This window comes from Streptococcus sp. FSL W8-0197 (genome assembly GCF_037963785.1).
Taxonomy (GTDB): Bacteria; Bacillota; Bacilli; order Lactobacillales; family Streptococcaceae; genus Streptococcus; species Streptococcus oralis_CQ.
In genome coordinates this window covers 269,976-289,026 of sequence record NZ_CP150168.1, presented here as the reverse complement: position 1 = coordinate 289,026, position 19,051 = coordinate 269,976, and the positions used below count along the sequence as shown (strand labels likewise).

General features: G+C 41.7%; 15 protein-coding genes, 1 tRNA gene and 1 riboswitch. Of the genes, 3 read left to right on the top strand and 13 right to left on the bottom strand.

The window, feature by feature from the left end:
- Positions 1 to 33: 33 nt before the first annotated feature.
- From NYE79_RS01600 to NYE79_RS01565, 8 genes are all read right to left on the bottom strand, one after another.
- A complete protein-coding gene (locus NYE79_RS01600; RefSeq protein ID WP_001245392.1) occupies positions 34 to 1,233 on the bottom strand; it encodes an ABC transporter permease in 1,200 nt (399 codons plus the stop codon).
- On the bottom strand, positions 1,230 to 2,123 hold the full coding sequence (locus NYE79_RS01595) for an ABC transporter ATP-binding protein (RefSeq protein ID WP_070567769.1): 894 nt from the start codon (positions 2,121 to 2,123) through the stop codon (positions 1,230 to 1,232). The genes NYE79_RS01600 and NYE79_RS01595 overlap by 4 nt, the downstream gene beginning before the upstream one ends.
- Positions 2,124 to 2,375: 252 nt before the next feature.
- Positions 2,376 to 4,781, bottom strand: a complete 2,406-nt coding sequence (gene pheT, locus NYE79_RS01590) for a phenylalanine--tRNA ligase subunit beta (RefSeq protein ID WP_216728821.1) — start codon at positions 4,779 to 4,781, stop codon at positions 2,376 to 2,378.
- Positions 4,782 to 4,856: 75 nt separating this feature from the next.
- The gene (locus tag NYE79_RS01585; RefSeq protein WP_216728820.1) at positions 4,857 to 5,366 is read right to left on the bottom strand and encodes a GNAT family N-acetyltransferase; all 510 of its coding nucleotides are present in this window, start codon (positions 5,364 to 5,366) and stop codon (positions 4,857 to 4,859) included.
- Positions 5,366 to 6,412 carry a phenylalanine--tRNA ligase subunit alpha gene (gene pheS, locus NYE79_RS01580; RefSeq protein WP_000103743.1) on the bottom strand — a complete coding sequence of 349 codons (1,047 nt, stop codon included), beginning with the start codon at positions 6,410 to 6,412 and terminating at the stop codon, positions 5,366 to 5,368. Before pheS ends, NYE79_RS01585 begins: the two co-directional genes overlap by 1 nt.
- A 272-nt stretch (positions 6,413 to 6,684) precedes the next feature.
- Entirely contained in the window at positions 6,685 to 7,335 is a 651-nt protein-coding gene (locus NYE79_RS01575) for a phosphatase PAP2 family protein (protein WP_216728819.1), read from the bottom strand.
- Positions 7,325 to 7,888, bottom strand: coding sequence for an ECF transporter S component (locus tag NYE79_RS01570; RefSeq protein ID WP_216728818.1), 564 nt, complete (start codon positions 7,886 to 7,888; stop codon positions 7,325 to 7,327). The genes NYE79_RS01575 and NYE79_RS01570 overlap by 11 nt, the downstream gene beginning before the upstream one ends.
- A gap of 153 nt (positions 7,889 to 8,041) precedes the next feature.
- Positions 8,042 to 8,260: riboswitch (FMN riboswitch) on the bottom strand.
- A 40-nt stretch (positions 8,261 to 8,300) separates the two neighbouring features.
- Positions 8,301 to 8,804 (bottom strand): tRNA (cytidine(34)-2'-O)-methyltransferase, encoded by a 504-nt coding sequence (locus NYE79_RS01565; RefSeq protein ID WP_044020211.1) that lies wholly within the window; start codon positions 8,802 to 8,804, stop codon positions 8,301 to 8,303.
- Positions 8,805 to 9,203: 399 nt separating this feature from the next.
- Between NYE79_RS01565 and trkA the strand changes: the two genes are divergently transcribed.
- Entirely contained in the window at positions 9,204 to 10,553 is a 1,350-nt protein-coding gene (gene trkA, locus NYE79_RS01560; protein ID WP_049519744.1) for a Trk system potassium transporter TrkA, read from the top strand.
- Positions 10,554 to 10,556: 3 nt separating this feature from the next.
- Positions 10,557 to 11,996, top strand: coding sequence for a TrkH family potassium uptake protein (locus NYE79_RS01555; protein WP_049519745.1), 1,440 nt, complete (start codon positions 10,557 to 10,559; stop codon positions 11,994 to 11,996).
- A gap of 88 nt (positions 11,997 to 12,084) precedes the next feature.
- Here the strand turns inward: NYE79_RS01555 and NYE79_RS01550 are convergent, their stop codons facing one another.
- From NYE79_RS01550 to NYE79_RS01530, 5 genes are all read right to left on the bottom strand, one after another.
- Entirely contained in the window at positions 12,085 to 13,014 is a 930-nt protein-coding gene (locus tag NYE79_RS01550; protein WP_049519746.1) for an ATP-binding cassette domain-containing protein, read from the bottom strand.
- Between the two features lie 10 nt (positions 13,015 to 13,024).
- Positions 13,025 to 14,092 (bottom strand): ABC transporter ATP-binding protein, encoded by a 1,068-nt coding sequence (locus tag NYE79_RS01545; protein ID WP_049519748.1) that lies wholly within the window; start codon positions 14,090 to 14,092, stop codon positions 13,025 to 13,027.
- A gap of 8 nt (positions 14,093 to 14,100) precedes the next feature.
- The gene (gene oppC, locus NYE79_RS01540; RefSeq protein WP_000103692.1) at positions 14,101 to 15,027 is read right to left on the bottom strand and encodes an oligopeptide ABC transporter permease OppC; all 927 of its coding nucleotides are present in this window, start codon (positions 15,025 to 15,027) and stop codon (positions 14,101 to 14,103) included.
- A complete protein-coding gene (locus tag NYE79_RS01535; RefSeq protein WP_000759894.1) occupies positions 15,027 to 16,523 on the bottom strand; it encodes an ABC transporter permease in 1,497 nt (498 codons plus the stop codon). The genes oppC and NYE79_RS01535 overlap by 1 nt, the downstream gene beginning before the upstream one ends.
- A 66-nt stretch (positions 16,524 to 16,589) precedes the next feature.
- A complete protein-coding gene (locus NYE79_RS01530; RefSeq protein WP_000749711.1) occupies positions 16,590 to 18,569 on the bottom strand; it encodes a peptide ABC transporter substrate-binding protein in 1,980 nt (659 codons plus the stop codon).
- 298 nt (positions 18,570 to 18,867) lie between these two features.
- Between NYE79_RS01530 and NYE79_RS01525 the strand changes: the two genes are divergently transcribed.
- Positions 18,868 to 18,938, top strand: a tRNA-Cys gene (locus NYE79_RS01525).
- Positions 18,939 to 19,051 lie beyond the last annotated feature (113 nt).

Sequence of the window (19,051 nt, the reverse complement as noted above, 5' to 3'; positions counted from 1 at the left end):
CATCTAGAAAAACCTCGCTTTTGCGAGGCTCTCCTATTTATAAGCTAAGGCACGTTTAAAGGTTTTCCAGATTCCCAAATCATCTGTTTGAAGGACTAGACTAGCATACATGCGTCCGATAAAGGCTGTTGCAGTGACTGCAAAAACAACCGTTATGGCAAGCGAAATCCAAGCTTCCAGACCACTGGCATACCCATTTATAGCTCTAAATGGCATAAAGAAGGTCGAGATGAAAGGAATATAGGAACCAATTTTCAGAACTAAATTGTCCCCAGCAGCACCTAGAGAGGTCACACCGACAAATCCTGCTATAATCAAGATCATCAATGGCGACAAGGCCTTTCCTGAATCCTCAGGGCGAGAAACCATAGAGCCTAGGAAGGCTGCTAAAACAACGTACATAAAGAGACTAACCAAGACAAACAATAAGGTATTGAGCGAGAAGGCCTCTCCTAGATGATTTAAAATTCCAGATTGTGCCAAGATAGGGATATCTTTAAAGAGCAGAATAGCAGCCAGCCCACCCACGACGTAAATGCCAATATGAGTCAAAATCACAAGAAGCAGAGCCAGCATGCGAGCGTAGAAATAATGACTTGCTCGGATACTAGAGAAGACCACCTCCATGATTTTGGTTCCTTTCTCGCTAGCCACTTCCTGAGCAGTGACACTAGCATAGGTAATCAAAATCATATAAAGGAAGAAGCCAAGCCCTGCGGCAGCAATGGTTTGAACAATTTTTTTGTTTTCCTTAGATTCATCAATCTTCTCAGTAAAATCAACGGTTTGACTCAGACGTTTTTCCTGTTCTTGAGACAAATTGGCTGCCGAACGATTGAGTTGGTATTGCAGTTCGTTTAACTTATTGGTTACTGCTAGTTTGATGCCTGTTTCAAGAGAAGTTTCACCATGATAGACGGCCTTGAGGACACTGTCCTCTTGGTCAATGGTTAGGTAACCCTTGATTTTCTCATCCTTGATAGCAGCCTGGGCACTGGCTTCATCCTTATAATCAAAGTTGATACCATTGGTACCCTTGAGCCCTTCTTCCACAGATGGCACAGTTGTTACTACTGCTATCTTGCTATTCTTGGCCATAGAAGACCCTTGGAGAAAGCCGATTCCTACAGATAAGGCTAAAAAGAGGAACGGCGAAATCACCATAAAGAAGAAACTCCACGACTTGACATGTCGAAGATAGGTTTCCTTCATTACAACCCACATATTTCTCATACTTCCACCCCTGATTCTAGTTTAAAGATTTCATCGATTGTTGGAGCTTGTTGGTCAAAGGTCGCGATGTATTGACCTTGAGTGAGGATTGGGAAGAGTTCTCTTCCAGCGCTCTCATCATCTAGGATCAATTTCCAACTGCCTTGCTTGGTCAAGCTCACCTGTTTGACATGAGGAAGATTTTCCAATTCTTCCTTGCTTCGTTCACTTGAAACAAAGAGACGCGTTTTCCCGTATTGATTGCGAACTTCTTGGACCGGTCCGTGCAAGACTACACGCCCATCACGAATCATCAGGATATCATCGCAAAGCTCCTCGACATTGGTCATGACATGGTCAGAAAAGATAATGATTGCACCGCGCTCTTTCTCTTTCAAGATGACTTGTTTGAGTAACTCGGTATTAACTGGATCCAAACCACTAAAAGGCTCATCCAAGATAATCAAGTCTGGCTCATGGATTAGGGTGATAATGAGCTGAATTTTCTGCTGATTCCCTTTGGAAAGGCTCTTGATTTTGTCGGTCAATTTGCCCTTCACTTCCAATTTCTCCATCCATTGAGGGAGTTTTTCCTTGACTTCCTTGGCATCCATGCCCTTTAGAGTCGCCAAGTAACGAACTTGTTCAAGGACTGTCAACTTGGGCATGAGGCTGCGTTCCTCAGGCAGATAACCAATCCGAGCGTAGGTTTCCTGACGAATCTCCTGCCCATCCAGACTGATCTCTCCTTGATACTCTAAAAATTTCAACATACTGTGGAAAATCGTTGTTTTCCCAGCACCATTCTTCCCGACCAAGCCCAGAATCCTTCCTGGACTTGCCTGAAAATCAACACCAAACAAGACTTGCTTGGGACCGAAACTTTTCTCTAGATTTCTTACTTCTAACATTTTCCACCTCCGAGATATGTTGCACTTATTATACTCCTTTTTGATAGCCTTTACAATCATTTGTATCCATTTTTATCGAGATTTTTATAGTAAAAACCTGCCAAATTTAAGGTTTTTTAAGCGCTCCAGTGATAGCTTTAGTATAACTCATTAAAGACTTTCTGGGAGGACTTTTTCCTCAACTGTCGCTTTTTATTCCTGAACTAGCATTTTAAGAATTTAAAAACCCACCCCGAAGGATGGATTGAAAATTTAACGCACTTCTGCATGAACTTTTTCTTCGAGAGAAGTTTGGATTTTTTCCATGTAACGTGCTACTTCTTCGTCCGTTAAGCTATCTTCTGGATTTTGGAAAGTCAAGCTATAGGCCATTGACTTCATGCCAACTCCCAGTTTTTCGCCTGAGAAGACGTCAAAGAGTTTGATATCAGTCAAACGTTTCACGCCTGCAGCTTGGATAGCATCTACAACTTCTTGATGAGTGACTTCTGCCTTGAGGAGTAGAGCCACGTCACGACTGACTGCTGGGAATTTTGTGATTTCCACAAATGGAGCAGCTGGCTGAAGCGCTGCTTCGATGGCGGAAAGGTTGAGCTCCGCTACATACGTTTCTGGGATATCGTAAGCCTTGGCAGTGACTGGATGCACTTGGCCAAGGAAACCAAGAACTTGGTCACCGAGTGAAATCACGGCTGTACGGCCTGGGTGAAGGCTAGCAATCTCAGCTGTTGCTGTATAAGTTACTTGGAGTCCCAAACGAGCAAAGAGCGCTTCAAGGATTCCCTTAGCATAGAAGAAATCAACTGGAACTGCTGCCGTTTGGAAATCTTTTTCAGCAACCAAGCCGGTTAAGGCAAAGGCAAAGCTATTGATCTCATTTGGTAAATCTTCTTTTGGATTGCCTGTTTGTTCAAAGACTTTTCCAATCTCGTAAAGAGCCAAGTTTTTGTTCTTACGAGCCACGTTGTAGGCCACTGTATCAAGAATACCTGAGACCATATTTTGACGGAGAACGGAACGATCCACTGTCATTGGCCACATGAGTTCTGTAAGGTTACTTGGTTGAGCCGTAAACTCAACTGCTTTTTCAGGCGTTGTCAGAGCGTAGGTGATGATTTCTGTCAAACCTGCTCCTTCAGCGATGGTACGAACTTGACGGCGCAATTTTTGTGTCGCAGTCAATTCACCAGCTGTACCATCATCTTTTGGAAGACTAGTTGGCAAGCGATCATAACCATAGATACGGGCGATTTCTTCAAAGAGGTCCGCTTCGATGGTAATATCCCAACGACGACGAGGTACGCTGACTGTGAAGGCTTCAGCATTTCCAGAAAGTCCAAAGCCAAGACGACGGAAGACATCTTCCACATCAGCATATGAAAGCTCCGTACCAAGGACGCGGTTAACGTCTGCAAGAGTTGAAGAAACTTCTACATCAGAAGTATCAAGCTGGCCTGCTGAAACGATACCCTTACGCACCGTAGCACCTGCAAGTTCTGCAATCATGCTAGCTGCCGCATCAAGGGCTTCGTTAACAGTTGCCACATTGATACCTTTTTCAAAGCGAGAAGATGATTCAGAACGAAGGTTGAGGCGTCCGCTAGTCTTGCGGATGGATTTGCCATTGAAGACAGCTGCTTCAAGGACAACACGACTAGAATTTTCAGAGATTTCTGTTGCTTGACCACCCATAACACCTGCAAGGGCTACTGGCTTGTCTGCGACAGTGATGACTAGGTCAGTTTCTGCAAGTTCACGTTCTTCACCGTCCAAGGTCACCAATTTTTCACCTGCACGCGCTTCACGCACACGGATGTCAGTGCCTTCAAAGGTATCCAAGTCAAAGGCATGCATAGGCTGACCAAAGTAGAGCAGGATATAGTTGGTCACGTCTACCACATTATTGATAGGACGAATCCCTTCATTCATAAGAAGGTTTTGCAACCATTGTGGACTTGGTGCGATAGTCACATTGTCCAAGATACGGGCTGCATAGTAAGGCGCCTTGTCTGTCTCAATGCCTACAGAAAGGGCATCTGTTGCAGCTTCATTTGTTTCTATTAAACTGAATTCTTTAAAGTTGACTGCCTTGTCATAGATGGCTGCCACTTCGTACGCTACTCCACGCATAGATAGAGCGTCTGCACGGTTTGGTGTGATAGAAAGTTCGATGATTTCATCATCCAAGTCTAGGTAAGAAAAGACTTCGTCCCCAGGAACAGCATCTTGAGGCAAGATTTGAATACCATCTGCGAATTCCTTTGGTACAACTGAGTCAGAAATACCTAATTCACCAAGTGAACAGATCATTCCAAGTGACTCTAGGCCACGGATTTTCCCTTTTTTAATCTTGTAATTGTCAGCAATACGAGCTCCTGGAAGAGCCACCATAACCTTAATACCAGCACGCACATTCGGTGCACCACAAACGATTTGACGTGCTTCTTCTTCGCCAACGTTAACCTGACAAACATGGAGGTGAGTTTCTGGCACATCTTCGCAAGACAAGACCTCACCGACGACAATTTTTGAGAGACCAGCAGCAGGTGATTCCACACCTTCGACCTCAATCCCTGTAGTTGACATTTTTTCAGCCAACTCTTGTGATGGCACATCAATGTCCACCAATTCTTTTAACCATTTATAAGATACAAGCATAATTTAGTTCTCCAGAATGACAGTTGCCACTCTAGTTTTTTCCTTTCCTATCATTTCAATAGAAGAATCCTCTTCTTACCTTAATTTCTTTTTCAGTAACCAATCTGTATCTACTTTTTGACCAACCATAAAACTATGTTGGCTAAATTTCTCAAAACCATATCGGTTATAAAACGCTTGAGCTTTTGTATTATGCTCCCAAACACCCAACCAAGCCCAGGAAAAACTATTTTTGGTAGCAAGTTCAAGAGCGAATTCAAACAGTTGCTTACCTAGTCCAAATCCTTGGAATTTTTGTAGCACATAGAGGCGTTGAATTTCAAAAGCATCCTCTAATTCTCTCTCAGTCTGAGCACTTCCCCAGTTGACTTTGAGAAAACCAGCTATCTCCTCTTCATACATAATGAAATAGGTTTCGGAATCTGGATTTTCCAACTCAGTTGACAAAACTCTCGGACTATAAGTCTCTTCAAAGTATTCCTGTAACTGCTCTTCCGTATTATCATGAGCAAATGTTTCACGAAAGGTTTGTTTGGCAATTTTGGACAACATCCCAATATCTGCCTTTTCTACTTTTCTAATCATTATTTAAACTGTTCTGAGAAGCGGACATCGCCTTGGTAGAAGCCACGGATATCATTGATTCCGTAGCGGAGCATAGCTACACGCTCTTGACCAAGACCAAAGGCAAATCCAGAGTAAACAGTCGCATCGATTCCACTCATTTCAAGGACACGTGGGTGAACCATACCGGCCCCCATAATCTCAATCCAACCTGTTTTCTTACATACGTTACAGCCTTCTCCACCACACTTGAAGCAAGAAACATCCACCTCAACAGATGGCTCTGTGAATGGGAAATAAGATGGACGCAAACGAATTTGACGCTCTTCACCGAACATCTTTTGGACAATCAACTGAAGGGTTCCTTGAAGGTCTGCCATAGAGATGTTTTTCCCAACTACCAAGCCTTCGATTTGGTGGAATTGGTGACTGTGGGTCGCATCGTCTGTGTCACGACGGAAAACACGCCCTGGTGAGATCATTTTCAAAGGACCTTTTGAAAAATCATGAGCGTCCATGGCACGCGCCTGAACTGGAGACGTGTGAGTACGAAGCAAGATTTCTTCTGTGATGTAGAAAGTATCCTGCATATCGCGAGCTGGGTGATCTTTTGGAAGGTTCATACGCTCGAAGTTATAGTAGTCTTGCTCCACTTCAAAACCATCCACGACTTGGTAACCCATCCCAATGAAAATATCTTCGATTTCTTCACTGGTTTGTGTCAAAACGTGACGGTGACCAGTCGCAACTGGGCGACCTGGAAGCGTCACATCGATACTCTCGCTAGCTAGTTGAGCTGCGACTTTCTTTTCTTCCAAGAGCTTAGCTGTTTCTTCAAAGGCTGCTGTCAAGACATCACGCGCTTCATTAACGTGTTTCCCGATGATTGGGCGCATCTCAGCAGAGACATCTTTCATCCCTTTGAGGATTTCCGTAAGCGACCCTTTTTTACCAAGAACAGAGACACGCAAATCTTGCATCTCTTTTTCATTTTCAGCAGTAATCTGCTTCAAGCTAGCCAGCGTTTCTTCGCGAAGCGCTTTTAATTGTTCTTCAATAGTTGACATAATTCCTCCATCAGTCCCTCGTAGATAAAAAGAAAACCACATGCCAAAAACTCCACTCGGAGCGTTGACACGCGGTACCATCCGTTTTCATCTGACAAGTCAGACCTTCATTTCTAAATCCATGCGCAAGTGAATTCACCCAGCTTTCATATAGAGAGCTTGCAGTCACGGCTCTCCTCCCTGATATACTTCCCTTGAGTTACTAGTCTTGCGGATTTCTATTCAATTACTACTTAGTTTATCAGATTTTTACCATTCTTGCAAGACCTATCTCACTTCTGCTTGCCTTTAAATCGCCATTGGAAGCGAAGCTTGTCATAGAAAGGAAATTCGATAAACAAGACTCCCAAACCTACACAGAAACTGGCGAGAACATCTGATGGGTAGTGAACACCCAGATAGACCCGAGATAGCAGCACACTGACTAGGTAGAAGCCAAGGACGATTTGCACAATTTTTCTCCAAACCGGATCTTTAATCCGTTGACTGAGAATGACAATCAGAGTCCCTACCATCAGAGTCACTGCCAGAGAATGGCCACTTGGAAAAGAAAATCCCTTCTCCTCTACCAAGTGTAAAATAGCTGGCCGTGGGCGCTGGTAGATATTTTTAAAGGTCACGATTAAAAGACCGGCTAAGGCTAGATTACCCGCCATGAAGTAGCTTTCTATCTTCCACTGCTTACGATAAAAGATAAAGGCTGCGATGGCAACCCAGGTGATAATCACTGGGATATCGATCAGGCGTGTAAGGGCTCGGAACAGAACTGTCAAATAATCTGGCAAGTCTCCACGAAGAGCAGTCTGAATTGGTTGGTCAAAACCGACCAGCATTTCGGGGTAAAACTTGACCATATAGCCAAGAAGGACGAAAAGTAAAAGGGCAAAACTGCCCTTCATTAAAAATGTTTGTTTATCTCTCATAATGTTTTAAGGTTGGTTTCAAGAGGACGTATAACAACCAGAATGAAACGGCAAAGATTACACCCTCAATCAAGTTAAAAGGTAAAACCATGGTCATTAGGTAGTTGGAAAGTCCCAAAATTTTTCCAATATCAAAGTTGGCAAACTGCGCGTACAAAGGAACAGCATAGACATAGTTGAGAATCAACATAGCCGCAGTCAAGCCGACCGTTCCCGCTAGAGATGCTAGTAGGAAACGAAGGGTGCTGCGTTCCTTTTTCCAAATCAAACCAAAAGCGATAACAAAAACTCCCAAGGCTACAATATTCATTGGCAACCCAATGTAAGTATTCACTCCTTGGCTATTCAGAAGCAACTTCAAGAGTGATCGCAGCAAGAGAATCCCTAGAGCAGCAGGCAAATCCATCACCGCCAAGCCCACAAGGACTGGCAAGATACTAAACTCGATCTTGAGGAAGGTCGCCGCTGGCAAGAGCGGAAAGTCAAAGTACATCAGCACAAATGAAATGGCTGATAAAATCGCAATGGTCGAAAGTCGACGTGTGTTTGTCATAACAGGTTCCTCCAATTTTCTATAAAATCAGAAGAAGTTGGAAAGGATCCCTCTATCTATTCTCACTTTTTATATCCCAAAAGTTCCCCCTCACTCTTTTGAGCAAGCGGTTGCAATTTATCTATAAACTCATCAGAACAGACAAAGCTATTCTTTCGTCTTCTCCCATCCAGACTATACTGTCGGTTGTGGAATCGCACCACATCAGCTTGCGCTCGCGGACTTATTTGGCCAAGATATTTTAGATTTATCTAGGCGTCGCAGTCGAAGATAATACTTAAAGTATATCGAGACAAGACAACGACGAGAAAGCTAAAATAGCTAGTCAAATTTACCGCCGGTCGGGAATCTCACCCAGCCCTGAAGACCCCTTTATCATAACAAAAAACGCTTGCAAGTGCAAGCATTTTGATTATTTCAATTTATCTGCTTCATAGGTGTGAACAAGCTCAAGACCTGCAAAATTTTGCTGACGGAGTGCTTCATAAACAATCATGCAGACGGTATTAGACACATTGAGACTGCGGACATGTTCATCATTCATAGGAATACGGAGTGCTTTCTCAGGATGTTCTCTCATAAAGTCCTCAGGCAAACCCTTGTCTTCACGTCCAAAGAGAAAATAATGGTCCTCATCCGTCGATAAATCTGCTTCAGAATAGACCTTTTCCGCAAATTTTGAAATCAGATAGATTTTGCCCTTCATTCGAAACATGAAATCTTCCAAACTGTCATAAAAATAAATCTCTAACTTATCCCAGTAGTCCAAACCAGCCCGCTTCATCTTGCGATCATCAATCGGAAATCCCATCGGTTTGATGATGTGAAGGGGAGAATTGGTCGCAGCGCAAGTACGCGCAATGTTACCTGTGTTTTGTGGAATCTGAGGTTCAAATAATACAATGTGATTTGTCATGACTGGCTTCCTTTTATCATTACAAAAAAATAGCCACACTGCCCGGAGTCAAGCTCAGCAAACAGCGTGGTTAAGGCATCGTTAACTTACCTCACAACAGGTTTGAAGTAAATCAGCGAAACTACTTCCTTAGTATAACACTTTCAGAATCATTGTCAATAGAAATGACTTGATTTTTTTACTTTTTTTAATGATATTTTCATGTTTGGTCATCCCCTTTCTGAAAAGGTATAGTAAAAGAGCCAAATCACTTCAAATCGGAGACATCGTCATAGAAGTTAAACAAATGTATCTTCAAAACGTGAAAAGGTCTTTCTTCCCTTAAAAATCGCCTTAGTAAGTGCATTTTTTGCTAAAAAAGGGTATGATAGTTACATCATGAAAAAGTAGGTTTTTTATATGAAAATTGTCCTTGTTGGTGGAGGGAAAGTTGGTTTCGCCCTCTGTCGTTCACTGGTTGCAGAAAACCATGACGTTGTCCTCATCGAACAAGATGAGGCTGTCCTCAATCACATTGTCAGTCGCTATGATATCATAGGTCTCCTTGGAAATGGTGCTGACTTTGCCATCTTAGAGCAAGCCGGTGTCCAAGAGTGCGATATCTTTATCGCCCTAACCGAACACGATGAAGTGAATATGATTTCAGCGGTACTTGCTAAAAAAATGGGCGCTAAAGAAACCATCGTTCGGGTGCGAAATCCTGAATACTCTAATGCCTATTTTAAAGAGAAAAATATTCTTGGATTTTCACTTATTGTTAATCCAGAGCTCCTGGCAGCGCGTGCGATCTCAAATATCATTGATTTCCCTAATGCCCTCTCTGTCGAACGATTTGCTGGAGGTCGGGTCAGTCTCATGGAATTTGTTGTCAAGGACTCTAGCGGTCTTTGTCAAATGCCAATCTCAGACTTTCGTAAAAAATTTGGTAACATCATTGTCTGTGCTATGGAGAGGGATCATCAACTGATGATTCCAAGCGGTAATGTTATTATCCAAGACAAGGATAGGATTTTTGTTACGGGAAATCGTGTAGATATGATGCTTTTCCATAACTATTTTAAATCTCGTGCAGTGAAAAGCTTACTTATCGTTGGAGCTGGAAAGATCGCTTATTATCTGCTTGGCATTTTAAAAGACAGTCGCATTGATACCAAGGTCATCGAGATTAATCCTGAAAGAGCTCGTTTCTTCAGTGAAAAGTTCCCCAATCTCTATATTGTCCAAGGAGATGGAACTGCAAAAGACATTTTGCTGGAAGAAAGTGCTCCCCACTATGATGCAGTCGCAACCTTGACTGGAGTTGATGAGGAAAATATCATCACTTCTATGTTTCTTGACCGTGTTGGTGTCCGTAAGAATATCACCAAGGTCAACCGAACAAGCCTTCTAGAGATTATCCACGCACCTGATTTTTCAAGTATCATCACACCAAAAAGCATCGCAGTGGATACCATTATGCACTTTATCCGCGGTCGAGTAAACGCTCAGTACTCAGACCTTCAAGCCATGCACCATCTAGCAAACGGTCAAATTGAAACTCTCCAATTCCAAATCAAGGAAGCTAATAAAATGACTGCCAAACCTCTATCACAGTTGAAATTGAAAAAAGGGGTTCTCATCGCAGCCATTATCCGAAAAGGAAAAACAATCTTCCCTACTGGAGAGGATATGCTTGAGGTGGGAGACAAGTTGCTCGTGACGACCTTATTGCCGAACATCACCAAAATTTATGATTTGATTGAGAGGTAAAAAATGAATAAAAGTATGATTCGTTACCTCCTCTCAAAACTTCTCTTGATTGAAGCTGTTCTTCTCCTAGTCCCTGTTAGTGTAGCAATCTATTACCAAGAATCCAGTCAAGTATTTATCGCTCTCTTTTCTACGATTGGAATTTTAGTCCTTCTTGGTGGTCTAGGTGTTTTACGGAAACCGAAAAATCAACGGATTTATGCCAAGGAAGGAGTCTTAATTGTTGCCCTCTGTTGGATTCTATGGTCTTTCTTTGGTGGCCTCCCCTTTGTCTTTTCAGGACAAATCCCCAGCATCATCGATGCCTTCTTTGAAATAAGTTCTGGATTTACGACGACTGGTGCTACTATCCTAACAGATGTTTCCATTCTTACTCGTTCCCTCCTCTTCTGGAGAAGTTTCACCCACTTGATTGGAGGGATGGGGGTACTCGTCTTTGCACTTGCCATTATGGACAATGCCAAGAATAGTCACTTGGAGGTGATGAAGGCTGAGGTCCCTGGACCTGTCTTTGGCAAGGTCGTATCCAAGCTAAAAAACACTGCCCAGATTCTCTATCTGCTTTATCTGGCTCTCTTCTCCCTTTTTGTGGTTATCTACTACCTAGCAGGTATGCCTCTCTATGATAGTTTTGTCATCGCTATGGGAACAGCAGGAACTGGGGGCTTTACCGTCTATAACGACGGAATTGCCCACTACGGTAGCTCACTCATCACCTATCTAGTTAGTATCGGAGTTCTGGTTTTTGGGGTTAACTTCAATCTCTACTACTACCTCATGCTCCGTCGGGTTAAGTCTTTCTTTGGAGATGAAGAACTACGAGCATATATAATCATTGTCCTAGTTTCTACCGGCTTGATTACTCTTAATACGCTCCACCTCTACCAAGGGGTCTCTAAAAGTGTTGAAATGGCCTTCTTCCAGGTTTCCAATATCATCACAACAACAGGTTTTGGTTACGGAGATATTACCAACTGGCCCCTCTTCTCCCAATTTATCCTCCTCTTCCTCATGGGAATCGGTGGATCAGCTGGCTCAACTGCAGGTGGTCTTAAGGTGATCAGAGGACTTATCCTCACAAAAATTGCTAAAAATCAAATTTTGTCCATCTTATCCCCTCACCGTGTCTTGACTCTCCACGTCAATAAAACTGTGATTGATAAGGATACCCAACACAAGATTCTTAAATATTTTGCTATCTATATGATGATTATTCTTTCTCTCATCTTTATCGTCAGTCTTGATAGCAATGATTTTCTAGTCGTGACCAGTGCTGTCTTCAGCTGTTTTAACAATATCGGACCTATTCTAGGTACAACCTCGAGTTTTGCCATCTTTAGTCCCATCTCTAAAATCCTCCTCTCCTTTGCAATGATTGCAGGTCGCTTAGAGATATACCCAATTTTGCTACTCTTTATGAAACGCACTTGGTCTAAACGCTAATTATAATACATTTCCCCTTTTACAAGCTAGTAGAAGGGGAATTTTTCTATTAAAAATGAGAAGACCTTTCGATCCTCTCCTAATTTGTTTATTCTTTAAGAGCTTTCTTGTAACGAGCAACTTCCGCTTGGTTAGCCCAAACATAGTGACCTGGACGAATTTCTACCATAGATGGCTTATCTGTCTCATAGTCATGTTGGTCAGGATCGTAAACTTTCAAGACCTTCTTGCGTTCCAAGATTGGATCTGGAATCGGTACAGCAGATAGAAGTGCTTGAGTGTATGGATGGACAGGATTGTTAAACAACTCCTCTGTCTCCGCCACTTCGACGATAACTCCCTTATAGATAACCGCGATACGATCTGAGATAAAGCGAACAACTGACAAATCATGCGCGATAAAGAGATAGGTCAAGCCCAACTCTTTTTGGAACTTCTTGAGCAAGTTCAAGACTTGCGCACGCACTGATACGTCCAAGGCTGAAATTGGCTCATCCGCAATAACGAAATCAGGTTCCATCACAAGGGCACGGGCAATCCCGATACGCTGACGTTGACCACCAGAAAACTCGTGTGGATAACGGGTCAAGTGTTCTTTCAAAAGTCCAACTTCATGAATCATCTTTTGAACCTTTTCTTTACGATCTTCTTCGTCTTTGAACAAGTGATAGTTGTAAAGACCTTCAGAGATGATATAGTCAACCGTCGCACGCTCATTCAAGCTGGCTGCAGGGTCCTGGAAAATCATCTGGATACGACGGATCAAGTCTGAGGATTCCTTATGAGATTTTTTTCCATTGATCTTATGACCATCAAAGATGATCTCACCTTTACTGGTATTATTTAGACCAATAATAGCACGACCAATCGTTGTTTTCCCACTACCAGACTCTCCTACAAGAGAGAAAGTTTCCCCCTTGTTGATAAAGAAGTTGGCGTTTTTAACCGCGACAAACTTCTTACTTCCTTCACCGAAGGAAATTTCTAAATCTTTAATTTCTACTAATTTTTCAGACATTTCCTTCCTCCTAGTCTTCTAGATGAGCAAAGCCCATTTTATCACGAATTTTGTCATGCAAATCTGCGATGACCCCAGGTTTTTCAACTTTAGGAGCATTCTCATGAAGCAACCAAGTCTTAGCCCAGTGAGTATCAGTGACTGAAAACTGAGGTGCTTTCTGTTCAAAGTCAATTTGCATCGCATAATCTGAACGAAGGGCAAAGGCATCACCTTTCAACTCAGTATAAAGAGACGGTGGTGTTCCTGGGATAGAGTACAATTCCCCTTTATCATCAGCAAGCTGAGGCAAGCTAGACAAGAGACTCCAAGTATATGGATGACGTGGGTCGTAGAAAACTTCCTCAACAGTTCCATATTCTACAATTTCTCCAGCATACATAACCGCTACCTTATCGGCAATACTTGCTACCACACCAAGGTCATGGGTGATAAAGATAATGGTAAAGTGGTACTCGTTCTGTAAAGTTTTAAGCAAATCAATGATTTGTGCTTGAATGGTTACATCAAGAGCCGTTGTTGGCTCGTCACAGATCAAGATATCTGGACGACAGGCAAGGGCAATCGCAATAACGATACGTTGGCGCATCCCTCCAGAATATTGGAAAGGATACTCTTCAAAACGTTTTTCAGCATCTGGGATTCCGACCTTGTTCATATAGTCGATTGCCATCTCTTTGGCTTCCTTAGCTGTTTTCCCTTGGTGTTTAACGATAACTTCAGTGATTTGGCTACCGATTGTATTGATTGGGTCCAAACTTGTCATAGGATCTTGGAAGATGGTCGCAATTTTAGCACCACGAATCTTCTCCCATTCCTTGTTAGAAGTAAGAGCGGTCAAGTCTTGTCCACGATAGTCGATGCTTCCTTGAGCAATACGTCCATTGTCTTCCAACATCCCTGTAAAGGTTTTTGTTAAAACAGATTTACCAGAACCGGACTCACCTACCAAGGCAAGAACTTCTCCTTCGATCAGGTCCAGAGAAACTCCTCGGATAGCCGTCAGAACTTTGTCACGAACGTCAAATTCCACGACAATATCACGAGCAGTCAAAATTACATTTTTTCCTTTTATCATGTCTACTCCTATCTATGTGTACGTGGATCACTAGCATCCGCTAGATTTTGACCAACAACGAAAAGAGATAGGGATACCAAGATCAAGGTTGTCAACGGAATCCAGAATAAGTAAGCGTTGGTCGTAACGTTTTGTGAGTAATCTGAGATCAAACGTCCCAAACTTGGCACTGTTACAGGCAATCCCAATCCAAAGAAGGAAAGGAAGGCTTCATAAGAGATGAAGCTTGGCAACATCAAGGTCATTGTAGAAACAATAACAGATACCAATTGTGGCATGATGTTTTTAACGATGATTTTAAAGGTTGGTGTTCCAAGTGTTTGAGAAGCAAGGTTGTATTCCAAGTCACGGTAACGCATGATTTGGATACGAATCATATAAGCAATCCCAATCCAAGTTGTCACACTCATTGCAAAAATCAAATTCCAGAAACCAGCACCGATTGAGTAAGTCAAGACAATGACAATCAAGAGAGATGGAATGTTTGAAATAATGTTATAAACTTCCATCATGACACGGTCAACGGATTTTGAAATTCCCCAAATTCCACCAACAATAACCCCAATTACAAGGTTGATAAAAGTTGCAATTACAGAGATGAGGATAGAGTTACGCGCACCAAACCAAACCCCGTCAAACAAGGATTTACCATTGCTATCTGTACCAAACCAATGTTCAGCATTGGGCTTGATAAAACGAGCAGAGAAGTCATTGACCTTACTTACATCGTTGAAGTCAAAATCTGAGAACATTGGGTAAATAAAGCTCATCAAGATAATAGCAACCAAAATTCCTAGCATAAAGACGGTTGATTTTTTCTTTAGAAATTGTCTAAATACAGAACCCCAGTATGAATAGGCAGGAGCATCAATTGTTTCAGAGGCAAAATCGTCACGTTTTACGAACTGAAATTTTTCTTTATCGATTGTTGACATTATTTGCCTCCTTTCTCTGTCAATTTAATACGTGGGTCAAGCATGGTCATCCAGATATCACCTACAAAGAGTGAGAAGATAGAAATACATGTGAAGATGAAGACAAGACCAACTACCATTGAGTTGTTTGATGCCTTAACAGAGTCAATCAACATTTTACCCATACCTGGGAAAGCGAAGACCGTTTCTGTCAATGTTGCACCACCGATAACTCCGATTACGGCACCAGGAATACCTGAAACCAAAGGAACCATGGCATTTTTAAAGATGTGTTTATTTGAAATTTCTTTTTCAGACAAACCTTTGGCACGAGCAAAACGTACGAAGTCCTGAGATTGCAAGTCGATCATGTAACGACGAATCCAGATAGCTGTACTTGGTGCACCCAGCAAACCTAGAATGACTGCTGGCAAGACATATGAACGCCAGTCCCCTGCTCCCAAGATAGGAAATGAATCTGGCAGACCGATAGATGATCCAATCAAGCGCACGATATAAACCAAGGCAATCGTTGGAAGGGCAAGCAAGAAGGTTAGAGCACCTGTCGAGAAGCTATCAATCCAAGTATTCTTGTGGCGAGCCATAGCAGATCCAAGTGGAATCGCAATCGCATACGAAATAATCAAACCAATCAAACCAGCAACCGCTGAGCTTGCAATCATTGAAGGATATTGATAATTGCTTTCTGTAGCTGTATATGGATCGTCTTTACCATAGTTGGCTACTTCACGCGCATCTGCTTGACTTGGAGATTTGTAAGTACGAGAGTAAATATCTACAGATGAAGTCTTTTTACCTGTAGGGAATTGAACTTCTGATGTCTTAGTTTGTCCCTGACCTTGTGTGATAACTTGAAGCACTGGTGTGTTTGCATAAGTTGGGTAAGAATCACCCAAGTTAATGTTCACAAAGTTTTGGTGTACAAATGGGAATTGATTGTTGAAATACAAAAGGTATTTATGTTTTGTACCTGAACCAACCAATGACCAACCGATAGCAGGGTCATTTTCAAAACGAAGATAACGTTGCAAGTTTGGATTTTCAGGGTCTTGAATCTTGTTTGGATGATCAATATCAATCAAGTTGGAATAGAATTTGAAAACACGTTCAAAAATTGGAATTTCACGCGTAGCATAGAATTGACCACTTTCTGAGAACACACCAAGTGTCCAACCATTTCCTAGTTGGTTGATGTATTTTTCGTAGATTGCCTTATTGGTATCATTGGCATCCACTGTTACAGATGAGTCCATTGTGCTCGCTCTTTCTTGCAACTCCTTGGTATCGTAGTACTCGATATAGCCCATCCGTTCATAAACGGTATTTTCATAATTATCCCGCTTGTCCGGCGTCGTTGCAATCTTGTTATAGTTGGTATCCTGCTTGAAAATCAATTTCCGAGGAACCATCGTATAAATAATTGTGTAAGTCAAAGTTGTCACCAAGAAAATAGACAACAATGAACGCAGTACACGCATAAAAATATATTTCTTCATATCGTTTCCTTTTAAAATCCCAAAAGAACCTTCTCCTCATGGAGAGAAAGTTCTCTTGAGAGTTATTTATTTAACGTGATTAGCCAATTCTTTTTGAACTTTTTCGTTTGATTCTTTTTTCTCTTTGAGCCATTTTTCACGAGCTTGTTCATAATCAGCTTTTGTTACAACCTTATCTTGTAACTGAATATACTTGAAGTATACGTCTGATCCCTTATCTCCAGATTGACTGTAAGATGCAGAGAATGGCACAACACGAGAAATGATTGGTGCAGCACCACTTGATGACATAGCTGGCAAGAAGAGTGAACTATCTGTCAACCAAGCTTGAGCAGCCGCGTATTTTTCATAACGAACATTCAAGTCGCTTGTTTCTTTTCCTGCTTCATCAACTAGCTTATCGTATTCTTTCAAACCAACTTGAGCCGCTGCAGCATTATCTGCACCTTCGTAACCCATATAGGTTTTTGTTTGTTCAGCATTCGTTGTTTTCAAGATATCAAGGTAAGTTGATGGATCTTCATAGTCAGGGTTCCATCCAACAGCACCTGAGAGATCCCAATCTTCTGCCGCTGCGCTAGCTGCGTAGTATGTAATATTCTGTAGTTCATCTGTAGTGATTTGTTGGATATCGATGACTACGTTTTCTTCTCCAAGTACTGTTTCAACGGATTGTTTGAAGGATTGAATACGTGCAATATAGTTTTTAGATGTTTGGTCTACTGGGATATCCAAGTGGATAGGGAATTTCACACCTTCTGCTTCCAATGCTGTTTTAGCTTTGGCAAATTCGGCTTTGGCTTTATCGGCGTTGAAAAGTCCATCTTGACCATCCGCAAAGTTTACATTCTTCCATTCATCACCGTAAGCCGCCATCTTTTCAGTTACCAAGTCACCGAAAGTTTTTTCGCCTGCAGAGACAAAGTCTGGTTTCACAAAGAGGTTACGAACTGCAAGAGGAGCACCTTCCTTACCATTAATTTGTGCTGAGTAAGAAGTACGGTCAAAGGCAAAGTTCAAAGCCTGACGGAAGTCCTTGTTAAGAAGGGCTTTCTTAGTAGAAGTCTTCTCTTCATCAGTTGTCTTAGAAGTGTATTTGTAACCTTGACGGTCAATATTTACACCCAAACCACCAATACCTGGACCTGATGGAGTGTAGTAAATATTGTCTTTGTAAGTTTCTTCTACCTTAGAGTAGTTTGAACTTGTTGGGAAGAGACGGGCATAGCTATAAGCCCCACTTGTAAAGTTACGTTCAATTGATTCTTGATCTGAACCATCATAGTAAGCAAGTGTTACTTTATCAAGATGAACATTGTCTTTGTCCCAATAGTTTTCATTCTTCACAAATTCGATAGATGACTTAGCAGTCAAACCTCTCAGCAAGAATGGTCCATTGTAAAGCAATGATGTAGGGTCAGTCGCTTTACCAAAATCAGATCCTTTTGATTTTTCAAATTCTTCGTTCAATGGCCAGAAGATTGAGTAGGCCAGCTTAGAGTTCCAGTATGGTTCTGGTTTGTTCAAAGTGTATTCAAGGGTGTAATCATCAACTGCTTTTACACCGACTGAAGCAAAATCTTTATTGTTTCCAGCTATATAGTCAGCTAGACCTTTAACTGAATCTTCTGCTAGATACTTAGCTGCTGATTTATTGTCAGCTGCGTGTTTCAAACCATTTACAAAGTCTTTGGCTGTTACTTCAGCATACTCTTCGCCATCAGATGTCATCCATTTGACACCTTTACGAATCTTGTAGGTATAAGTCAAACCATCTTTTGAAACTGACCAGTCTTCTGCAACTGCAGGAACTAAATTCCCATACTTGTCGTTTGTGAAAAGACCATCGATACCATTTGAAGTGGCGACCTTAGTACTTTGTTTCCCTGAAATGAGGTAATCCAACGTTTCTGGGTCAGCTGTATAAACATAGCCATAATTTTTTGGCGCTGTTGAATCAGATGATTTTGAAGAACCACAAGCAGCTAGTACTCCTGCCGCTAATAAAGCAACTCCTGCTGCAACAAATACTCTACTTTTTTTCATGTTTTTAACTCCTCTTGAAAAATTTAGGCTTATTGGAAATTATAACATATATTTTTTAAAAAGTAAACGAATTTTCAGAATATTTAGGCGCATTTCCTCAAAAAACTTCTATTTGTCAAAATTTCTACATTCTTTGTTTGTTTCTGCAAGAAATATTTTCTAGTCTGACCCTCTTTAGAACGGGATTTTTACAAGATTTTTCTCACTTCCTCAATCATCATCTGTTTTCTTAAATTGGATTTTAGAATAAGAAACTATTGACGGGAAATGATTTTCAAGGTATAATAATAAACGTTGAGGCGGTATAGCCAAGTGGTAAGGCACGGCTCTGCAAAAGCTTGATCGTCGGTTCAAATCCGTCTACCGCCTTTCAGTACCTGAATTAACAGGAATTAACCAAATGAAAAGCTCGTAAAACCGGGCTTTTTTATTATTCCTAATAAATGGGGTATAACTGAACCTACCATCTAGATTTACAAAAA